General features: G+C 73.8%; 15 protein-coding genes. 8 read left to right on the forward strand and 7 right to left on the reverse strand.

The window, feature by feature from the left end:
• Positions 1-36: 36 nt before the first annotated feature.
• Together ACIGWZ_RS18350 and ACIGWZ_RS18355 are read left to right on the forward strand one after the other, a co-directional pair.
• Complete coding sequence (locus tag ACIGWZ_RS18350; RefSeq protein ID WP_400066458.1) at positions 37-621, forward strand: DUF4865 family protein; 585 nt, start codon at positions 37-39, stop codon at positions 619-621.
• Positions 618-1,583: a phosphotriesterase gene (locus tag ACIGWZ_RS18355; RefSeq protein WP_400065769.1), complete on the forward strand. Its 966-nt coding sequence runs from the start codon at positions 618-620 to the stop codon at positions 1,581-1,583. The genes ACIGWZ_RS18350 and ACIGWZ_RS18355 overlap by 4 nt, the downstream gene beginning before the upstream one ends.
• Here the strand turns inward: ACIGWZ_RS18355 and ACIGWZ_RS18360 are convergent.
• Together ACIGWZ_RS18360 and ACIGWZ_RS18365 are read right to left on the reverse strand one after the other, a co-directional pair.
• A complete protein-coding gene (locus tag ACIGWZ_RS18360; protein ID WP_400065771.1) occupies positions 1,555-1,956 on the reverse strand; it encodes a PPOX class F420-dependent oxidoreductase in 402 nt (133 codons plus the stop codon). The genes ACIGWZ_RS18355 and ACIGWZ_RS18360 overlap by 29 nt on opposite strands.
• A gap of 138 nt (positions 1,957-2,094) precedes the next feature.
• Positions 2,095-3,315 (reverse strand): ROK family protein, encoded by a 1,221-nt coding sequence (locus tag ACIGWZ_RS18365; protein ID WP_400065773.1) that lies wholly within the window; start codon positions 3,313-3,315, stop codon positions 2,095-2,097.
• A gap of 17 nt (positions 3,316-3,332) precedes the next feature.
• On the opposite strand from ACIGWZ_RS18365, the gene ACIGWZ_RS18370 reads away from it, so the two are divergent.
• The 4 genes from ACIGWZ_RS18370 to ACIGWZ_RS18385 all read left to right on the forward strand — a co-directional run bounded on the left by ACIGWZ_RS18370 (position 3,333) and on the right by ACIGWZ_RS18385 (position 6,399).
• On the forward strand, positions 3,333-4,580 hold the full coding sequence (locus tag ACIGWZ_RS18370; RefSeq protein WP_400065775.1) for an MFS transporter: 1,248 nt from the start codon (positions 3,333-3,335) through the stop codon (positions 4,578-4,580).
• Between the two features lie 32 nt (positions 4,581-4,612).
• A complete protein-coding gene (locus tag ACIGWZ_RS18375) occupies positions 4,613-5,038 on the forward strand; it encodes an SCO4225 family membrane protein (RefSeq protein WP_400065777.1) in 426 nt (141 codons plus the stop codon).
• Complete coding sequence (locus tag ACIGWZ_RS18380) at positions 5,025-5,804, forward strand: maleylpyruvate isomerase family mycothiol-dependent enzyme (protein ID WP_400065779.1); 780 nt, start codon at positions 5,025-5,027, stop codon at positions 5,802-5,804. The genes ACIGWZ_RS18375 and ACIGWZ_RS18380 overlap by 14 nt, the downstream gene beginning before the upstream one ends.
• Positions 5,805-6,135: 331 nt before the next feature.
• Positions 6,136-6,399, forward strand: coding sequence for a DUF6332 family protein (locus tag ACIGWZ_RS18385; protein ID WP_400065781.1), 264 nt, complete (start codon positions 6,136-6,138; stop codon positions 6,397-6,399).
• Here ACIGWZ_RS18385 and ACIGWZ_RS18390 read toward each other — a convergent pair.
• From ACIGWZ_RS18390 to ACIGWZ_RS18400, 3 genes are all read right to left on the reverse strand, one after another.
• Positions 6,360-7,025, reverse strand: coding sequence for a response regulator (locus ACIGWZ_RS18390; RefSeq protein WP_400065783.1), 666 nt, complete (start codon positions 7,023-7,025; stop codon positions 6,360-6,362). The two genes, ACIGWZ_RS18385 and ACIGWZ_RS18390, sit on opposite strands and share 40 nt — an antisense overlap.
• Positions 7,022-8,305 (reverse strand): sensor histidine kinase, encoded by a 1,284-nt coding sequence (locus ACIGWZ_RS18395; RefSeq protein WP_400065785.1) that lies wholly within the window; start codon positions 8,303-8,305, stop codon positions 7,022-7,024. The genes ACIGWZ_RS18390 and ACIGWZ_RS18395 overlap by 4 nt, the downstream gene beginning before the upstream one ends.
• A 93-nt stretch (positions 8,306-8,398) precedes the next feature.
• Entirely contained in the window at positions 8,399-9,109 is a 711-nt protein-coding gene (locus ACIGWZ_RS18400; protein ID WP_400065787.1) for a TetR/AcrR family transcriptional regulator, read from the reverse strand.
• A 248-nt stretch (positions 9,110-9,357) separates the two neighbouring features.
• Here ACIGWZ_RS18400 and ACIGWZ_RS18405 point away from each other — a divergent pair, with 248 nt between their 5' ends.
• Positions 9,358-9,798 carry a nitroreductase family deazaflavin-dependent oxidoreductase gene (locus ACIGWZ_RS18405; RefSeq protein WP_400065789.1) on the forward strand — a complete coding sequence of 147 codons (441 nt, stop codon included), beginning with the start codon at positions 9,358-9,360 and terminating at the stop codon, positions 9,796-9,798.
• Between the two features lie 185 nt (positions 9,799-9,983).
• Here ACIGWZ_RS18405 and ACIGWZ_RS18410 read toward each other — a convergent pair whose 3' ends face one another.
• The gene (locus ACIGWZ_RS18410; protein WP_400065791.1) at positions 9,984-11,207 is read right to left on the reverse strand and encodes a geranylgeranyl reductase family protein; all 1,224 of its coding nucleotides are present in this window, start codon (positions 11,205-11,207) and stop codon (positions 9,984-9,986) included.
• 177 nt (positions 11,208-11,384) lie between these two features.
• Here ACIGWZ_RS18410 and ACIGWZ_RS18415 point away from each other — a divergent pair, with 177 nt between their 5' ends.
• A complete protein-coding gene (locus ACIGWZ_RS18415; protein ID WP_400065793.1) occupies positions 11,385-12,755 on the forward strand; it encodes a dipeptidase in 1,371 nt (456 codons plus the stop codon).
• A gap of 120 nt (positions 12,756-12,875) precedes the next feature.
• On the opposite strand, the gene ACIGWZ_RS18420 is transcribed toward ACIGWZ_RS18415, so the two are convergent.
• Complete coding sequence (locus ACIGWZ_RS18420; protein ID WP_400065795.1) at positions 12,876-13,910, reverse strand: NUDIX domain-containing protein; 1,035 nt, start codon at positions 13,908-13,910, stop codon at positions 12,876-12,878.
• Positions 13,911-14,164 lie beyond the last annotated feature (254 nt).

Genomic DNA, 14,164 nt, shown 5'->3' on the forward strand with positions numbered 1-14,164 from the left:
CCCCCGTCCCTCCCCTACGGAGCCACCATGCCCGCCATGCAGGCGATGCAGTACGCGATCACCCTTCCCGCCGACTACGACATGCGGATCATCCGGCGCCGCGTGGAGTCCAAGGGCCACCTCCTGGACGACCTCCCGGGGCTCGGCCTCAAGGCGTACGGCATCCGCGAGCGCGGGGTCGACGGCTCGCCGGTCAACCAGTACGCGCCGTTCTACCTCTGGGCGGATGCGGAGGCCATGAACGGCTTCCTCCTGGGCGACGGATTCCGCGGGGTGATCCGCGACTTCGGGCGGCCGGCCGTCCGGCACTGGCAGGGGCTCTTCCACCGTCCCGGCCCGGCCGCAGGCCACCGGCCGGGCGCCTTCTCGCGACGCACCGAATCCGTCCCCGAGGGCGCGGATCCGGCCCCCGTCATCGCGGACGCCGTGGCCCGGCACGAGGAGCTGGCCGCCACCGAGGGCGTGCACGCCACCGCGCTGGCGCTCGACCCCCGCCGCTGGGAACTGGTCCACTTCACCCTCTGGACGGACGCCGTCCCCCGGAGCGCGGGCGACCGCTATCAGGTGCTGCACCTGTCCGCGCCGGGTGCCGGCCTGCTGGGCGCGGGGCGGCAGTGGTGAGCTCGGCCGCGGCGGGCCGGCCGACCGGTCCCGTCATCCGTACCGTCCTCGGCGACCTCTCCCCCGCCGAACTCGGCGTCTGCGACGCCCACGACCACCTCTTCCTGCGCAGCCCGCAGCTGGCGGGCCAGGACCTGACCGACGCCGCGGCCGCCGCGGCCGAGTTGGCCGCCTTCCGTGCGGCCGGCGGCGCGTCGGTGATCCAGTGGACGCCGTACGGCATGGGCCGGGGCGCCGCCGAACTGCCGCGGCTGGCACGGGAGTCGGGGGTGCAAATCGTCGCCGCCACGGGGCTGCACCAGGCGGTGCACTACGCGCCCGAGGTGCTGGAGCGGGTCCGGGCCGATCTCGCCGGGGTGTTCGTCGCGGAGCTGACCGAGGGGATCGGCGGGACGGGGGTGCGCGCCGGGATGATCAAGGTCGCCGGGAGCTACCACGGCCTGGACCGGCACGCCCGGTACACCATGGCCGCGGCCGCCGAGGCCCAGCGCGCCACCGGGGCGGCCATCGGCGTCCACCTGGAGCAGGGAACCGGCGCGCTGGACGTACTCGATCTGCTCTGCGGCGAGTTGGGGGTCGCGCCGGACCGGGTGGTCCTCGGCCATCTCAACCGCGCGCCGGACCTCGTCGGGCACCGGACGGCCGCCGAGGCCGGGGCCTATCTGGCCTTCGACGGCCCCTCACGGGCGCATCACGCGACGGACTGGCGGCTGCCCGAAGCCCTGGCCGCGCTCGTCGATGCGGGCTTCGGTGACCGGATCGTGCTCGGCGGCGACACCACGACGGCCGGTGCCCGGTCCGTGAACGGTGGCCCCGGTATGCCGCATCTGCTGCGCCGCCACCGGGCACGGCTCGCACTCGCCCTGGGAGAAGACCTGGTGACGCGGTTCCTGACGGAGAATCCGGCGCGGGCCTTCGCGGCCCGGTGGGCGCCTACGCCGGCCCCGCCGTCCGCAGGGTGACGGCGATGCCCACATGCGGCCGCTTGCCCCGGCGGAGCAGCGCGCCACCGGTGTCCATCAACCGGAACCGCAGGCCGTATTTGCCGGCCATCGCCTTGCGCACCCGCAGGAGTTCCCCGGCGCCTTCCATGAGCCGGGCGGTGCCCTCCGCGGCCGGCGCGCCCTCGGTGAGGCGGCCGCGCACATCGCACGGGGTGACGGTCACCCGGGGATCGTTGCGCAGCCGCTTCACCTTCCAGCTGTCGTCGCGCGTCCACACCAGGAGTTCGGCCCCGTCGGCCACCGCCCATACGGGAGTGGCCACCGGGGTGCCGTTCTTGCGGTGGGTGACCAGGCTGACGTACGGGCTGCGGGCGAGCGCTTCGGGAACCATGGCGGCAGCCTAGGCGGTGCCCCCCGAGGACGGGCCGTGCGGCCCGTCCGGCGGATCACGGCCGGTCCGAGGGCGGATGTGCCCCGGGGCGCTTCTGACGGATCTCCGTGGACGCCGCGGAGATCCGTCAGAAGCGCCCTACCGCCCGACGGCCACCAAGGGGTCGTCCAGCACCGGCTGCCAGGCCAGCTCCGCCGCACCGACGAGGCTGTTGTGGTCGAGGCTGCACGGCAGGATCGGCACGCTGCCGCTGCGGCCCCACAGGCTGCGGTCGGCGACCACCGCCCGCAACCGCTCCGGGTCGGCCTCCAGGAGGGCGCGGTGCAGGCCGCCGAGGATGACGCGGTCGGGGTTGAGGATGTTGACGAGTCCGGCGATGCCGAGGCCGAGGCGGTCGATGAGGAGGTCGGACGCGGCGCGGACGCCCGGGTCGGCGCCCTCGTTGCGCAGGAGGTCGGCGGCCTGCTGGAGGAGGGAGCCCTCGGGGCCGGGGCGGCGGCCCGCGGCGGCGAGGAAGGCGAGCGGGTCCGCCTCGATGTCCAGGCAGCCGCGGCTGCCGCAGTGACAGGGCGCGCCGTCGGGGTTGACGGTCAGATGGCCGACCTCCAGGGCGAGGCCCGAACTGCCGCTGTGGAGACGGCCGTCGAGCACCAGGGCGCCGCCGACGCCCCGGTGGCCGGAGGCGACGCAGAGCAGGTCGCGGGCGCCCCGGCCGGCGCCGTGCCGGTGTTCGGCGAGTGCCCCGAGGTTGACATCGTTGCCGGTGAAGCCGACGGCTTCGGTGACTCCGGGGATGCCGGCGTCGGCGAGCGCGCGGCGGAACAGCGCGCGCACGGGGGCGCCCACGGGCCAGGCGAGGTGCAGCGGGTTGAGGGCCTCGCCGTCCGGTTCCGCGACGGCGGAGGGCACCGCGAGGCCGGCGCCCAGGCAGCGGCGGCCGGACTCGCGCAGCAGGGCGGAGCCGGTTGCGACGGCCTCGGCGAGGACATGGGCCGGGTCGGCGGGGATGGTGCCGCAGCCGGCGGCGGTCGCCACGATGCGGCCGCCGAGGCCGACCAGGGCGACGCGGAAACCGTCGGCGTGGATCTGGGCGGCGAGCACGACGGGGCCGCGTTCGTCGACGAACAGCCGGTGGGAGGGGCGCCCTTGGGAGCCCGCGGAGGCGGTCGGCCGGGAGTCGACGGTGATCAGGCCGAGCGCCTCGAGCTCGGCGGCCACCGCGCCCGCGGTCGCGCGGGTCACGCCGAGTTCCGAGGTCAGCACGGCGCGGGTGGGCGCGCGGCCGGTGTGTACGAGCTCCAGTGCGGGTCCGAGGGCGCCACGGCCCCGCTCCAACCTGGTTGTCCGAGTCTGGGTCACGCCTCTATTCTGGCTTTGTGCCGACGCTAAACAAAATACGGACGGCCCTTTCGGGGACCGTGACCCGTAAGACGCGCTCCACACCCGTCCCGCCCACCGACCCCCGACTGGCCCGGCTCCGCCTGGCGCTCACCGCATTCTTCGCCATGGACGGCTTCCTCTTCGCCGGCTGGGTCGTGCGCATCCCCGCGATCAAGGCGCACACCGGCGCCGGCACGGGCGCCCTCGGACTCGCCCTGCTCGGCGTGTCGGCAGGCGCCGTCGCCTTCATGATGATCACCGGACGGCTGTGCCGCCGGTTCGGCAGCCATGCCGTCACGGCCGCCTCCGGCGCCGCGATGGCGCTGAGCATCGTCCTGCCGCCGCTCACCCACTCGGCGACCGCACTGGGCCTGGTCCTGCTGGTCTTCGGTGCCGCGTACGGCTCGCTCAACGTCGCCATGAACAGCGCCGCCGTCGAATTGATTGGCGCCCTGCGGCGGCCCGTCATGCCCGGCTTCCATGCCGCCTTCAGCCTGGGCGGCATGCTCGGCGCGGGACTCGGCGGACTGATCGCCGGTGGCCTGTCCCCCACCGTGCATCTGCTGCTGCTCGCCCTGATCGGCCTCCTGGTGGCGGCCGTCGCGGGGCGCTCGCTGCTCGCGCATCCGGCGCCCGCCGTACCCGTAGCGGAGCGGCGGCCCGCGGCCGAGCGCCGCACGGGTCCGCGCCGCCCCGGCCGCCTCGTCTGCGTCTTCGGCCTCATCGCGCTCTGCACCGCCTACGGGGAGGGCGCGATGGCCGACTGGGGCGCGCTGCACCTCTCCCAGGACCTGGCCGCCGGGCCCGGTCCCGCCGCCGCCGGATATGCGGTGTTCGCGCTGGCGATGACCGCCGGGCGGCTGTCGGGGACCGCCGTGGTGCAGCGCTTCGGACCGGCTCGCGCGCTGATCGCGGGCGGGACGACGGCGACCGCCGGCATGCTGCTCGGCGCGCTGGCACCCAGCGCCTGGGCGGCCTGCCTCGGCTTCGCGGTCGCCGGCCTCGGGCTCGCCAACATCTTCCCCATCGCCATCGCCCGCGCCGGCGAGGCCGGAGGCGCGGGCGGGGTCGCCGTGGCCTCCACCATCGGCTACGGCGGCATGCTGCTGGGCCCGCCCGTCATCGGCTTCCTGGCCGAGGCGTTCTCCCTGCCCCTCGCGCTGACGACGGTCGCCCTGCTCGCGGCGGCCGCGGTGGTCATCGCGTACGGGACGCGCGGGGCGCACCACAACGAGCGGGCGTGATTCACGGGCGGAGGGCCGGGTACGCGAGTGACGTGGACGATGACCACGGCCGGCCGGACCGGTCACCGCAGCCGCGCCGGCCCCACCGGCTGCGCGGGCTCGGGCGCCTGGCGTTCGGCAACCCCGTCTCGCTGGGCTATCTGGCGCTGGTGCTCGCCGCCGTCCTCTTCGCCGTCGTCGACGCGCTGGCCGTGCACCGTCCCGATGCCTCCTTCTCCGGCATCTGGGCGCTGCTGCTGACCGCCCCGACGGTCTTCCCGCTGTGGCTCGCGGGGGATGCGCTCTGGGGTGAACCCGGCGCGCCCGAGGGCTACTTGATGGTGGCGACCGCCGTGGCGGCCCTCGTGAACGCGCTGCTGCTGGGGCTCCTCCACCGTGCGGCGGGCGGCGGGCGAGGGGGCCCGCGGGGAGCCGTTGTCAGAGGCGGGTGGCACACTCGTCGGCATGGAGATCACTGAGTTCGTCGAAACGCTGCGGCTGGACGGAGGACTCCTGGCCGACGCTGCGGAGCAGGCCGGACCCGACGCCCCGATTCCCTCGTGTCCCGACTGGCGGATGCGCGATCTGGTCACCCACGTCGGGCGGGTGCACCGCTGGGCCACGGAGTATGTGACACAGCCTGTCGCACACCGGACCGGCGGTCCCGCCGAGGCCCCGGACATGACCGACGACGAACTGGTGCCCTGGCTGCGGGACAGCCACCACCGCCTGGTCGTGGCGCTGCACACCGCCCCGCAGGACCTGGAGACCTGGACCTTCCTGCCCGCGCCGTCCCCGCTCGCGTTCTGGGCGCGTCGGCAGGCCCACGAGACCTCCATACACCGCGTGGACGCCCAGCAGGCCGCGGGCTGCGCCCTCACCCCCTTCCCGTCCGCCTTCGCCGCCGACGGCATCGACGAACTCCTGGCCGGTATCCATTCCATGGACCGCAGCCGCCTGCGCACGGACGTGCCCAGGACGCTACGGGTGCGCGCCACGGACACCGCCGACGCGGAGTGGACGATGCACCTGACCGACGCCCCGCCGCGCACCGTCCGTACGGCCGGACCGGCTCCCGAGGCCGAGGGGCGGGAGGCGGCGCCCTCGGCGGACTGCACGATCGAGGGGCCGGCCGAGGAGCTCTATCTCGCGCTGTGGAACCGCCTGCCGTGGGACGGGCTGAAGTTCACCGGCGACGAAGCCCTGGCGGCGCTGTGGCGGGAGCGCGGCGGCATCGGAAACTAAGAGCAACCAGGAGCAACCAGGCGCCCCGGCGAGGGACCCGAGCGCCCCGAGCGAGGGGCGCGCACGGCCGACGGCGAAGAGCCCGAAGACCGTCTTGGGCAGCAGGCCGACCGGCTGCGGCAGCATCCCCGGATGCTGTTGCCGCCAGGGCCGGTTGACGGTCCGGTTCGCGAGCTTGTCCAGCGACGTCACGTCCGGCGTGATCATGTCCGGCCGGGGCCGGGGGCCGGACGCCCGGGGTCCGGGCGATCCCGCTTCCCTCCGGCCGGCCCGTGCGCTGCCACCGCACGCGATCGGCTCGAAGTGCGCCCCCCTCTGGCAGAGTTGGGACATGTCTCCCACCCGCACCCGGGCCGAGCGCGACACCCTCACCGTCGAGATCTCCTTCGCGCTGGTCACCGGCATCTTCGTCGGCGTCATCGGCTTTCTGGCGATGGGCAGCGCGATCCTGTGGGCGCCGCTGCCCAGGTCCTGGGAAGGCCCGTGGCTGAGGGCGAGCGGGGTCGCCGGGGCGGCGCTCTTCGCGATTCGGGTGGTGCGGGTGCTGCGGCGCGCTCAGCCCAGCCAGCCGGGGCGCACCAGCCCCGACTCATAGGCCAGCACGACCAGTTGGGCGCGGTCCCGGACACCCAGCTTCACCATGGCGCGGCTGACGTGGGTCTTGGCGGTCAGGGGGCTGACGACCAGACGGCGGGCGATCTCCTCGTTGGACAGACCGATGCCCACCAGCGCCATCACCTCCCGCTCCCGCTCGGTCAGCCCCGACAGCGCATCGGCCGCGGCCGGTTCCTTGGAGCGGGCCGCGAATTCGGCGATGAGTCGGCGGGTGACGCCGGGCGAGAGCAGCGCGTCGCCGTCGACGACCGCGCGCACGGCCCGCAACAGCTCCTGCGGTTCGGTGTCCTTGACGAGAAAGCCCGAAGCGCCGGATCGGATCGCCTCGAAGACGTACTCGTCCAGCTCGAAGGTGGTCAGCATGACGACCTTGACGCCGGACAACCGCGGGTCCTCGGTGATCTGACGGGTGGCCATCAGGCCGTCCAGTACGGGCATCCGGATGTCCATCAGCACGATGTCCGGGCGCCCTTCGCGGACCGCGGCCAGCGCCTCCTGCCCGTCGGACGCCTCGGCGACCACCTCGATGTCGGGCTGGGCGTCCAGCAGGGCCTTGAAACCGGCCCGGACCAGCAGTTGATCGTCGGCGAGCAGTACCCGGATCACGACTCTTCCTCGGTGGCGGCCGGGGTCACCGTACCCGTACCGGCCGCCGGGTCCGCCGGCCCGGCCAGCGGAATACGGGCCCGGACCCGGAAGCCGCCGTCCCGGCGGGGGCCCGCCTCGACCGTGCCGCCGAGGGCCGCGGCCCGCTCCCGCATCCCGACCAGGCCGTTGCCGCCGCCGGCCGGCTCCGCCGCGGCGGAGGTCGCCGGGCCGTCGTCGTCGACCTGGATCTCCAGCGCGCCGGGCGGGTACCGGAGCAGGACCCGGGCGGTGCGCGAGCCGGAGTGGCGGACGATGTTGGTGAGCGCCTCCTGGACGATGCGGAAGGCGGCGAGATCGGTGCCCGGCGGCAGCGCGGCGCGGGTGCCCTCGGTGGTGACGTCCACGGCGAGCCCCGCGCTCCTGGCCTGTTCGGTGAGTTCGGGCAGCCGCTCCAGGCCCGGGGCCGGGGAGCGCGGGGCGTCGCCGCGGGTGCGCAGGGTGTCCAGGACCTGCCGCACCTCGCCGAGGGCTTCCTTGCTCGCGGTCTTGATGGTGGTCAGCGCCGTCCGCGCCTGCTCGGGGTCGCTGTCCAGCAGCGCCAGGCCCACGCCCGCCTGGACGTTGATGACGGAGATGCTGTGCGCGAGGACGTCATGCAGCTCGCGGGCGATCCGCAGCCGTTCCTCGTCGGCCCTGCGCCGCTCGGCGGCGGCCCGCTCGGCGCGCACCCGGGCCAGCTGTTCGCGGCGCACCCGCACCAGCTCCGACACGGCCACCACCGCCACCATCAGGACGGCGACGAACAGTTCGTCCCCCCACGGGGCGGGCCCGTCATGCGGCGGCAGCCACCGGTAGAGCCAGTGGCCGACGAGGAGATGACTCGCCCAGAGGCCGCCGAGCGCGCACCAGGCAACGACGCGGTGCCCGGCGAGGATCGCCGCGAAGGCGCCCAGCGCGATGGTGAGGAAGACCGGTCCGTACGGGTATCCGGCGGCGAAGTAGACCGCGGCTGAGGCGGCGGTGCCGAGGGCGACCGTCCGCGGATACCGGTGCCGGAAGAGCAGCAGGGCGCCGCCGCAGATCAGCAGCGCCCGTGCGAACGCATCGAGCGGGGCGCGCTCGGGCTGATTGTGCGCCGCGAAGCCGGAGCCGACCGTGACGAAGACCGTCACCGCGACCGTCGAGACCCACGGCAGCCGGGCGCCCGCCCAGCTCTTCGGTTCCGCGCGCACCGGCGACCACCGCTCCCACACCGGCCCGAAGCAGCGCCGCACCCACGGCGGCCGTGCATTCTCCATGCCCGTAACGCTAGACCGCGCCCCGGCCCGGGGGCGTCCGCCCGGCGCAGTGACCGGCCGTACTCCCTGGGGAGTACCGGCTGGGGGCAGTGGCTAGCGCGGGGTGGTCAGGCCGACGCTGCGGGCCAGCTGGAGGACGGACTGCTCGAAGAATTCGGCGCGGGCCTCGATCACCCGGTTGAACTGGCCGAAGACCTCGAAGCTCACCAGCCCGAACAGCTGGGCCCAGGCGCCGACGAGCCGCGCCAGCACCGTGCCCGGCAGCTCGATGCCCAGCTCGGCGCCGAGGGCCAGCGCATCGCCCACCACCGCGTCGGGCAGCGGCTCGGCGGGCTCCTTCAGCGCGCCCGCGACGTGTGCCTCGCGGACCACACCGATCAGCGCGAGGCCGACCCGGGCGGCGGGTTCGGCGGTGGTGCGGGGGGCGGTGTAGCCGGGCACCGGTGAGCCGTAGATCAGCGCGTACTCGTGCGGATGGGCCAGCGCCCAGGTGCGTACGGCGGTGCAGACGGCGCTCCAGCGGGCGACGGGGCGCTTGGCATCGCTCCCGGTGAGGGCGTCGCGGGCGGCTTCCGCGGCCTCGCCGACGGCGTTGTAGGCGTCGACGATCAGCGCGGTCAGCAGGTCGTCGCGGCTGGGGAAGTAGCGGTAGAGCGCCGAGGAGACCATGCCCAGTTCGCGGGCCACGGCGCGCAGCGAGAGCTTGGCCGCGCCATCGACGGCGAGCTGTCTGCGGGCCTCGTCCTTGATGGCCGCGGTGATTTCGCTACGGGCCCGTTCCCTGGCCCCTCGGATCGCAGTCATGGGGGCAGTCTGGCACGTTGCGGAGCGGTGCACCAAGGACAGAGCATTGATCGCATGCGAGAGCGGTGCAGGAAAAAGAGAGCAGTGCTCTTGCATGCGGGCGGCACCCTCATGCACACTGCTCATAAGCGAGAGCACTGCTCTCGAATTAGAGTGGCGCTCACGGCACGGCAGGCGGCGGACACCGGGCAACAGGCCCGCCGACCAGCCGGACTTCCCGCGCCACCGACGTCACCGGAGGCCCGCCCATGTCCCACTACCTCAAGCCGCGCCGCTTCACCGTCCGTCTCAACGGCCTCATCGGCTGGCTCGCCCGGCGCGGAATCAGCCTCGCGGGCTCGGCGGACCTCGCCGTCCGCGGCCGGAAGAGCGGCGAATGGCGGCGCGTCCCCGTCAACCCGATGACGTACGAGGACGGCCGCTATCTCGTGTCGGCGCGCGGCCACTCCGAGTGGGTGCGCAATATGCGCGCGGCGGGCGGCGGCGAACTGCGCATCGGCCGCCGCACCCGGCCGTTCACCGCCGTCGAGCTGCCGCCCGCCGAGACCCCGGCGCTGCTGCGCGCCTATCTCCAACGCTGGGGCTGGGAGGTGAAGACGTACTTCGGGGAGATCACCGCAGACTCCAGCGACGAGGAACTCCTCGCCGCGGCCCCGCGCCACCCCGTCTTCCGCATCACCGAATCCTGAGCGCGCACAACGAGCGGCAAAGCCACGGAAGCAGCCGACGGCGGACGGCAGACCGCAGGACGGCAATCAGCAGGCAGCAGGCGGCAATCGGCGGCCGGCCGGTGACGCACCGGCGGCCACCGGCCGGCCAACCGGCCGATCAGCCCGGCGGCCGACCGGTCAACCGGCCCACCGACCGCCCGCGGTCACTCCCCCCGCCGCGCCTCGGCGCGGTCGAAGGCATCCAGCGCCCGCCGCGCCATCGGATGCGAACGGACCAGCTCCCCCAGCGTCGTCGTCCCGCGAGTGATCTTCGCGAACGCGTTCCAGGCCGGCCGGAAGCCCGTGATCGCCGCATGGAACATGCCCGGACGCCGCGCGAAGGCACCGAGCATCCGCCGCCCCACGCCCATCTCCACACCCAGCCCCGCCTTGATGGCGAAGGCGTAGTTGAGGGCCTGCCGGCGGGCGTCGACCGCGTCGTGGGCCTCGGAGACCCGTACCGCCCACTCCCCCGCGAGCCGGCCCGAACGCAGCGCGAAGGAGATGCCCTCCCGGGTCCACGGCTCCAGCAGCCCCGCCGCGTCGCCGCACACCAGCACCCGGCCGCGGGACAGCGGCGAGTCATCGGCGCGGCAGCGCGTCAGATGCCCGGACGAGATGCTCGGCTCGAAACCCGCCAGGCCGAGCCGGCCGATGAAGTCCTCCAGATAGCGCTTGGTCGCCGCTCCCTCGCCGCGCGCGGAGATCACGCCGACGGTGAGGGTGTCCCCCTTGGGGAAGACCCAGCCGTAGCTGCCGGGCATCGGGCCCCAGTCGATGAGCACCCGGCCCGCCCAGTCCTCGGCGACCGTCTCGGGCACCGGGATCTCCGACTCCAGACCGAGGTCGACCTGCTCCATCTTGACCCCGACATGCGCCCCTATCCGGCCCGCGCTGCCGTCGGCGCCGACCACGGCCCGCGCCAGCAGCACCTCGCCGTCGCCCAGCACCACCGCGACGGTCCGGCGGTCGGGCACCTCGGCGCCGTGCTGTTCCACCCGCGCGACCGTGACGCCCGTACGGACCCGGGCGCCCGCGTCCTTCGCGGACTCGACCAGTCCGGCGTCGAACTCGGGGCGGTTGATGAGCCCGAAGAGCATCTGCTTGGAGCGGCGGGTGCGGGTCATCTTGCCGTTCATCGAGAACGTCACCGCATGCACCCGGTCGCGCAGCGGCAGATCGAAGCCGGGCGGCAGGGAGTCACGCGAGGGGCCGATGATGCCGCCGCCGCAGGTTTTGTAGCGGGGCAGTTCCGCTTTCTCCAGGAGCAGCACCCGGCGTCCCGTACAGGCCGCGGCATGCGCGGCCGAGGCTCCCGCGGGCCCCGCGCCCACCACCACGACGTCCCACACCTGCTGGTTGTCCTCGGCTGCGTGCTCGCTGCTCACCTGTGCGTTCGCTCCCGTTCGATGGCTGGCTGCGCGTCCCGTCCGCATCCTACGGGCCGCTGTTTCGTGAGTGGCCTGTGGGAAGATCGGGGGCACTCATCCCCGTACGTCCGGCCCGTACGGCTCACAAGGACGGACGGCCTACGTACACAACGTCGCGCCCACAAGGAGCGTTCCATGTCTGACAGGTCCGGCAGCCCGCTTGCGCACACCGTCGCCGCGCTGCAGCCCCGCGCCCGCACCGAACTCGCCGAGCTGGTGGCCTTCAAGTCGGTCGCCGATCCGGCGCAGTTCCCCAAGAGCGAGTGCGAGGCGGCCGCCAACTGGATCGTCGATGCGCTGCGGGCGGACGGGTTCCAGGACGTCGCGCTGCTGGACACCCCGGACGGCACCCAGTCCGTCTACGGCTTTCTGCCCGGTCCGGCCGGTGCGCCGACCGTCCTGCTGTACGCGCACTACGACGTGCAGCCGCCGCTGGACGAGGCCGCCTGGGTCTCGCCGCCGTTCGAGCTGACCGAGCGCGACGGCCGCTGGTACGGGCGCGGCGCCGCCGACTGCAAGGGCGGCCTGATCATGCATCTGACGGCGCTGCGCGCGCTGAAGGAGCACGGCGGCATACCGGTCAACGTCAAGGTGATCGTGGAGGGTTCCGAGGAGCAGGGCACGGGCGGGCTGGAGCGGTACGCCGAGGCGCACCCGGAGCTGCTGACCGCCGACGCGATCGTGATCGGTGACGCCGGGAACTTCCGAGTCGGGCTGCCGACGGTGACCGCGACGCTGCGCGGGATGACGCTGGTGCGGGTGCAGGTCGATGCGCTGGAGGGCAATCTGCACTCCGGGCTGTTCGGTGGCGCGGCGCCCGACGCGCTGGCCGCGCTGATCCGGATCCTGGACTCGCTGCGGGCCGAGGACGGTTCGACGACCGTGCAGGGGCTGGCCGCGGACGGGACCTGGGAGGGCCTGCAGTACCCGGAGGAGGACTTCCGCAAGGACGCCAAGGTCCTGGACGGCGTCGAGCTGATCGGCAACGGCGCCGTCGCGGACCGGCTCTGGGCGCGCCCCGCGGTCACCGTGCTCGGCATCGACTGCCCGCCGGTGATCGGCGCCACCCCGTCCGTGCACGCGGGCGCGCGGGCGCTGGTGAGCCTGCGGGTGCCGCCGGGCACGGACGCGGCGGAGGCGACGAAGCTGCTGGCCGCCCATCTGGAGAGTGCCGCCCCGTGGGGCGCGCGGGTGGCGGTGGAGCAGATCGGGCAGGGGCAGCCCTTCCGCGCGGACACCAGCAGCCCGGCGTACGCGTCGATGGCGGCGGCGTTGCGGGAGGCGTACGACGGCCAGGAGATGCAGACGTCCGGCATGGGCGGCTCGATCCCGCTGTGCAACACGCTTGCCGGGCTCTACCCGGACGCGGAGATCCTGCTCATCGGGCTGAGCGAGCCGGAGGCGCAGATCCACGCGGTCAACGAGAGCGTCTCGCCGCAGGAACTGGAGCGGCTGTCGCTCGCGGAGGCGCTGTTCCTGCAGCAGTACGCGGAGACCCGGGCCTGAGGCGACGGGGCGCCGTGTGCCGGCGGCGCCCCGCCCTTCCGTGCTCGGCTCGCAGTCCTCGGCTCTCAGACCTCGCCCTCGGCCCGCGACTCCCGGCCCGCGACTCCCGCCTCTCGCCTCTCAGCCCAACGGAACTCCCGCTTCCAGATGGAGCGGGCAGCCGCGTTCGCGGGCGCGCAGCGCCCACCGCAGCCGGTTCCAGCGCACCGGCGGCAGCATCGTCTCGGCCTCGGACTCGGTCACGAAGCGCCAGTCACGCAGCTCCGCGTCGGGCAGCAGCAGGTCCCGTATCCGCTCGCTGGTGAGCGTGCCGCCGTCGAAGAGCAGCCGCAGACCGCCGAAGCCGGGCGGTTTGGGCGCTTCCCAGTCGAGCACGAGCAGCCGGAGCGCTCGGGACAACTGGATGCCCAGCTCCTCGGCGACCTCGCGCACTCCGGCGTGCGCAGGTGCCTCGCCCGGTTCCACGATGCCGCCGGGAAATTCCCAGCCGGGCTTGTAGGTCGGGTCGACGAGCAGCACCCGGTCCTGGTCGTCGAAGAGCAGCACACCGGCCGCCAGGGTCGCCGCGGTCGGTTCGGGGGTCTGCACGATGTCGCAGGCGCCGGCTCCGGTACGGACGGCCTCGACGACCTGTTCGGCGGTCTGGCGGGGCGTGAGCCGGGTGGTGTCGACGACATGCGCGTCGTTGCTGATCCACTCCAGCGCGCGGGCGTACGGGCCCAGATGCTCCAGACACCACCGGCGCACGGACGCATCGGCCTCGGGGTCCCCCTGGGGCTCCGTACGCCGGGCTATCCGCTCCCGCAGGATCGTTTCCTCCGCATGCAGCAGAACATGCCGTACGGGAATCCGGCGGGCCGCGAGGGAGCCGAAGATCTCATCGCGGTACTCCTGGCGCAGCAGCGTCATCGGCGTCACCAACGGCCCCGGCACCTCGGTGAGCAGCGCCGCCGCGGTGTCCACGACCATCCGCCGCCAGGACGGCAGGTCCTGATAGTCGTCGATCTCCTCGAACCGCTTGGCCGGCAGCATCAACCGCAGTCCGCTGCCGAGGAGTTCGGGGTCGTAGAGCGTGCTTCCGGGAAGCAGGTCGAGCACTTCTTGCGCCGCAGTGGTCTTGCCCGCACCGAACGTGCCGTTCAGCCAGACGATCACGGTTTCCCCTCTTCCCTAGACCCAGGTGAGTTGCCCGCAACACCCTGCCACGGAAACGCTCGGGAAGACGGATGCCGGTCAGTGCATCCCCCGCCGCGAAGCCCCCGGCAAACAAGCGCTCCCCCGCCCCTCCTGCACCGAAACACCCACCTGCATACCGGCCTCTGTCGCATATGACCGCGACCCATCGCGCGGTCGACGGCCGATTGCGCGGCACGCGCGCCGCGCGTCGGCCGGACCATGTCCCGCCCCTC

The organism is Streptomyces sp. NPDC053427, assembly GCF_044544985.1.
Classification (GTDB): domain Bacteria; phylum Actinomycetota; class Actinomycetes; order Streptomycetales; family Streptomycetaceae; genus Streptomyces.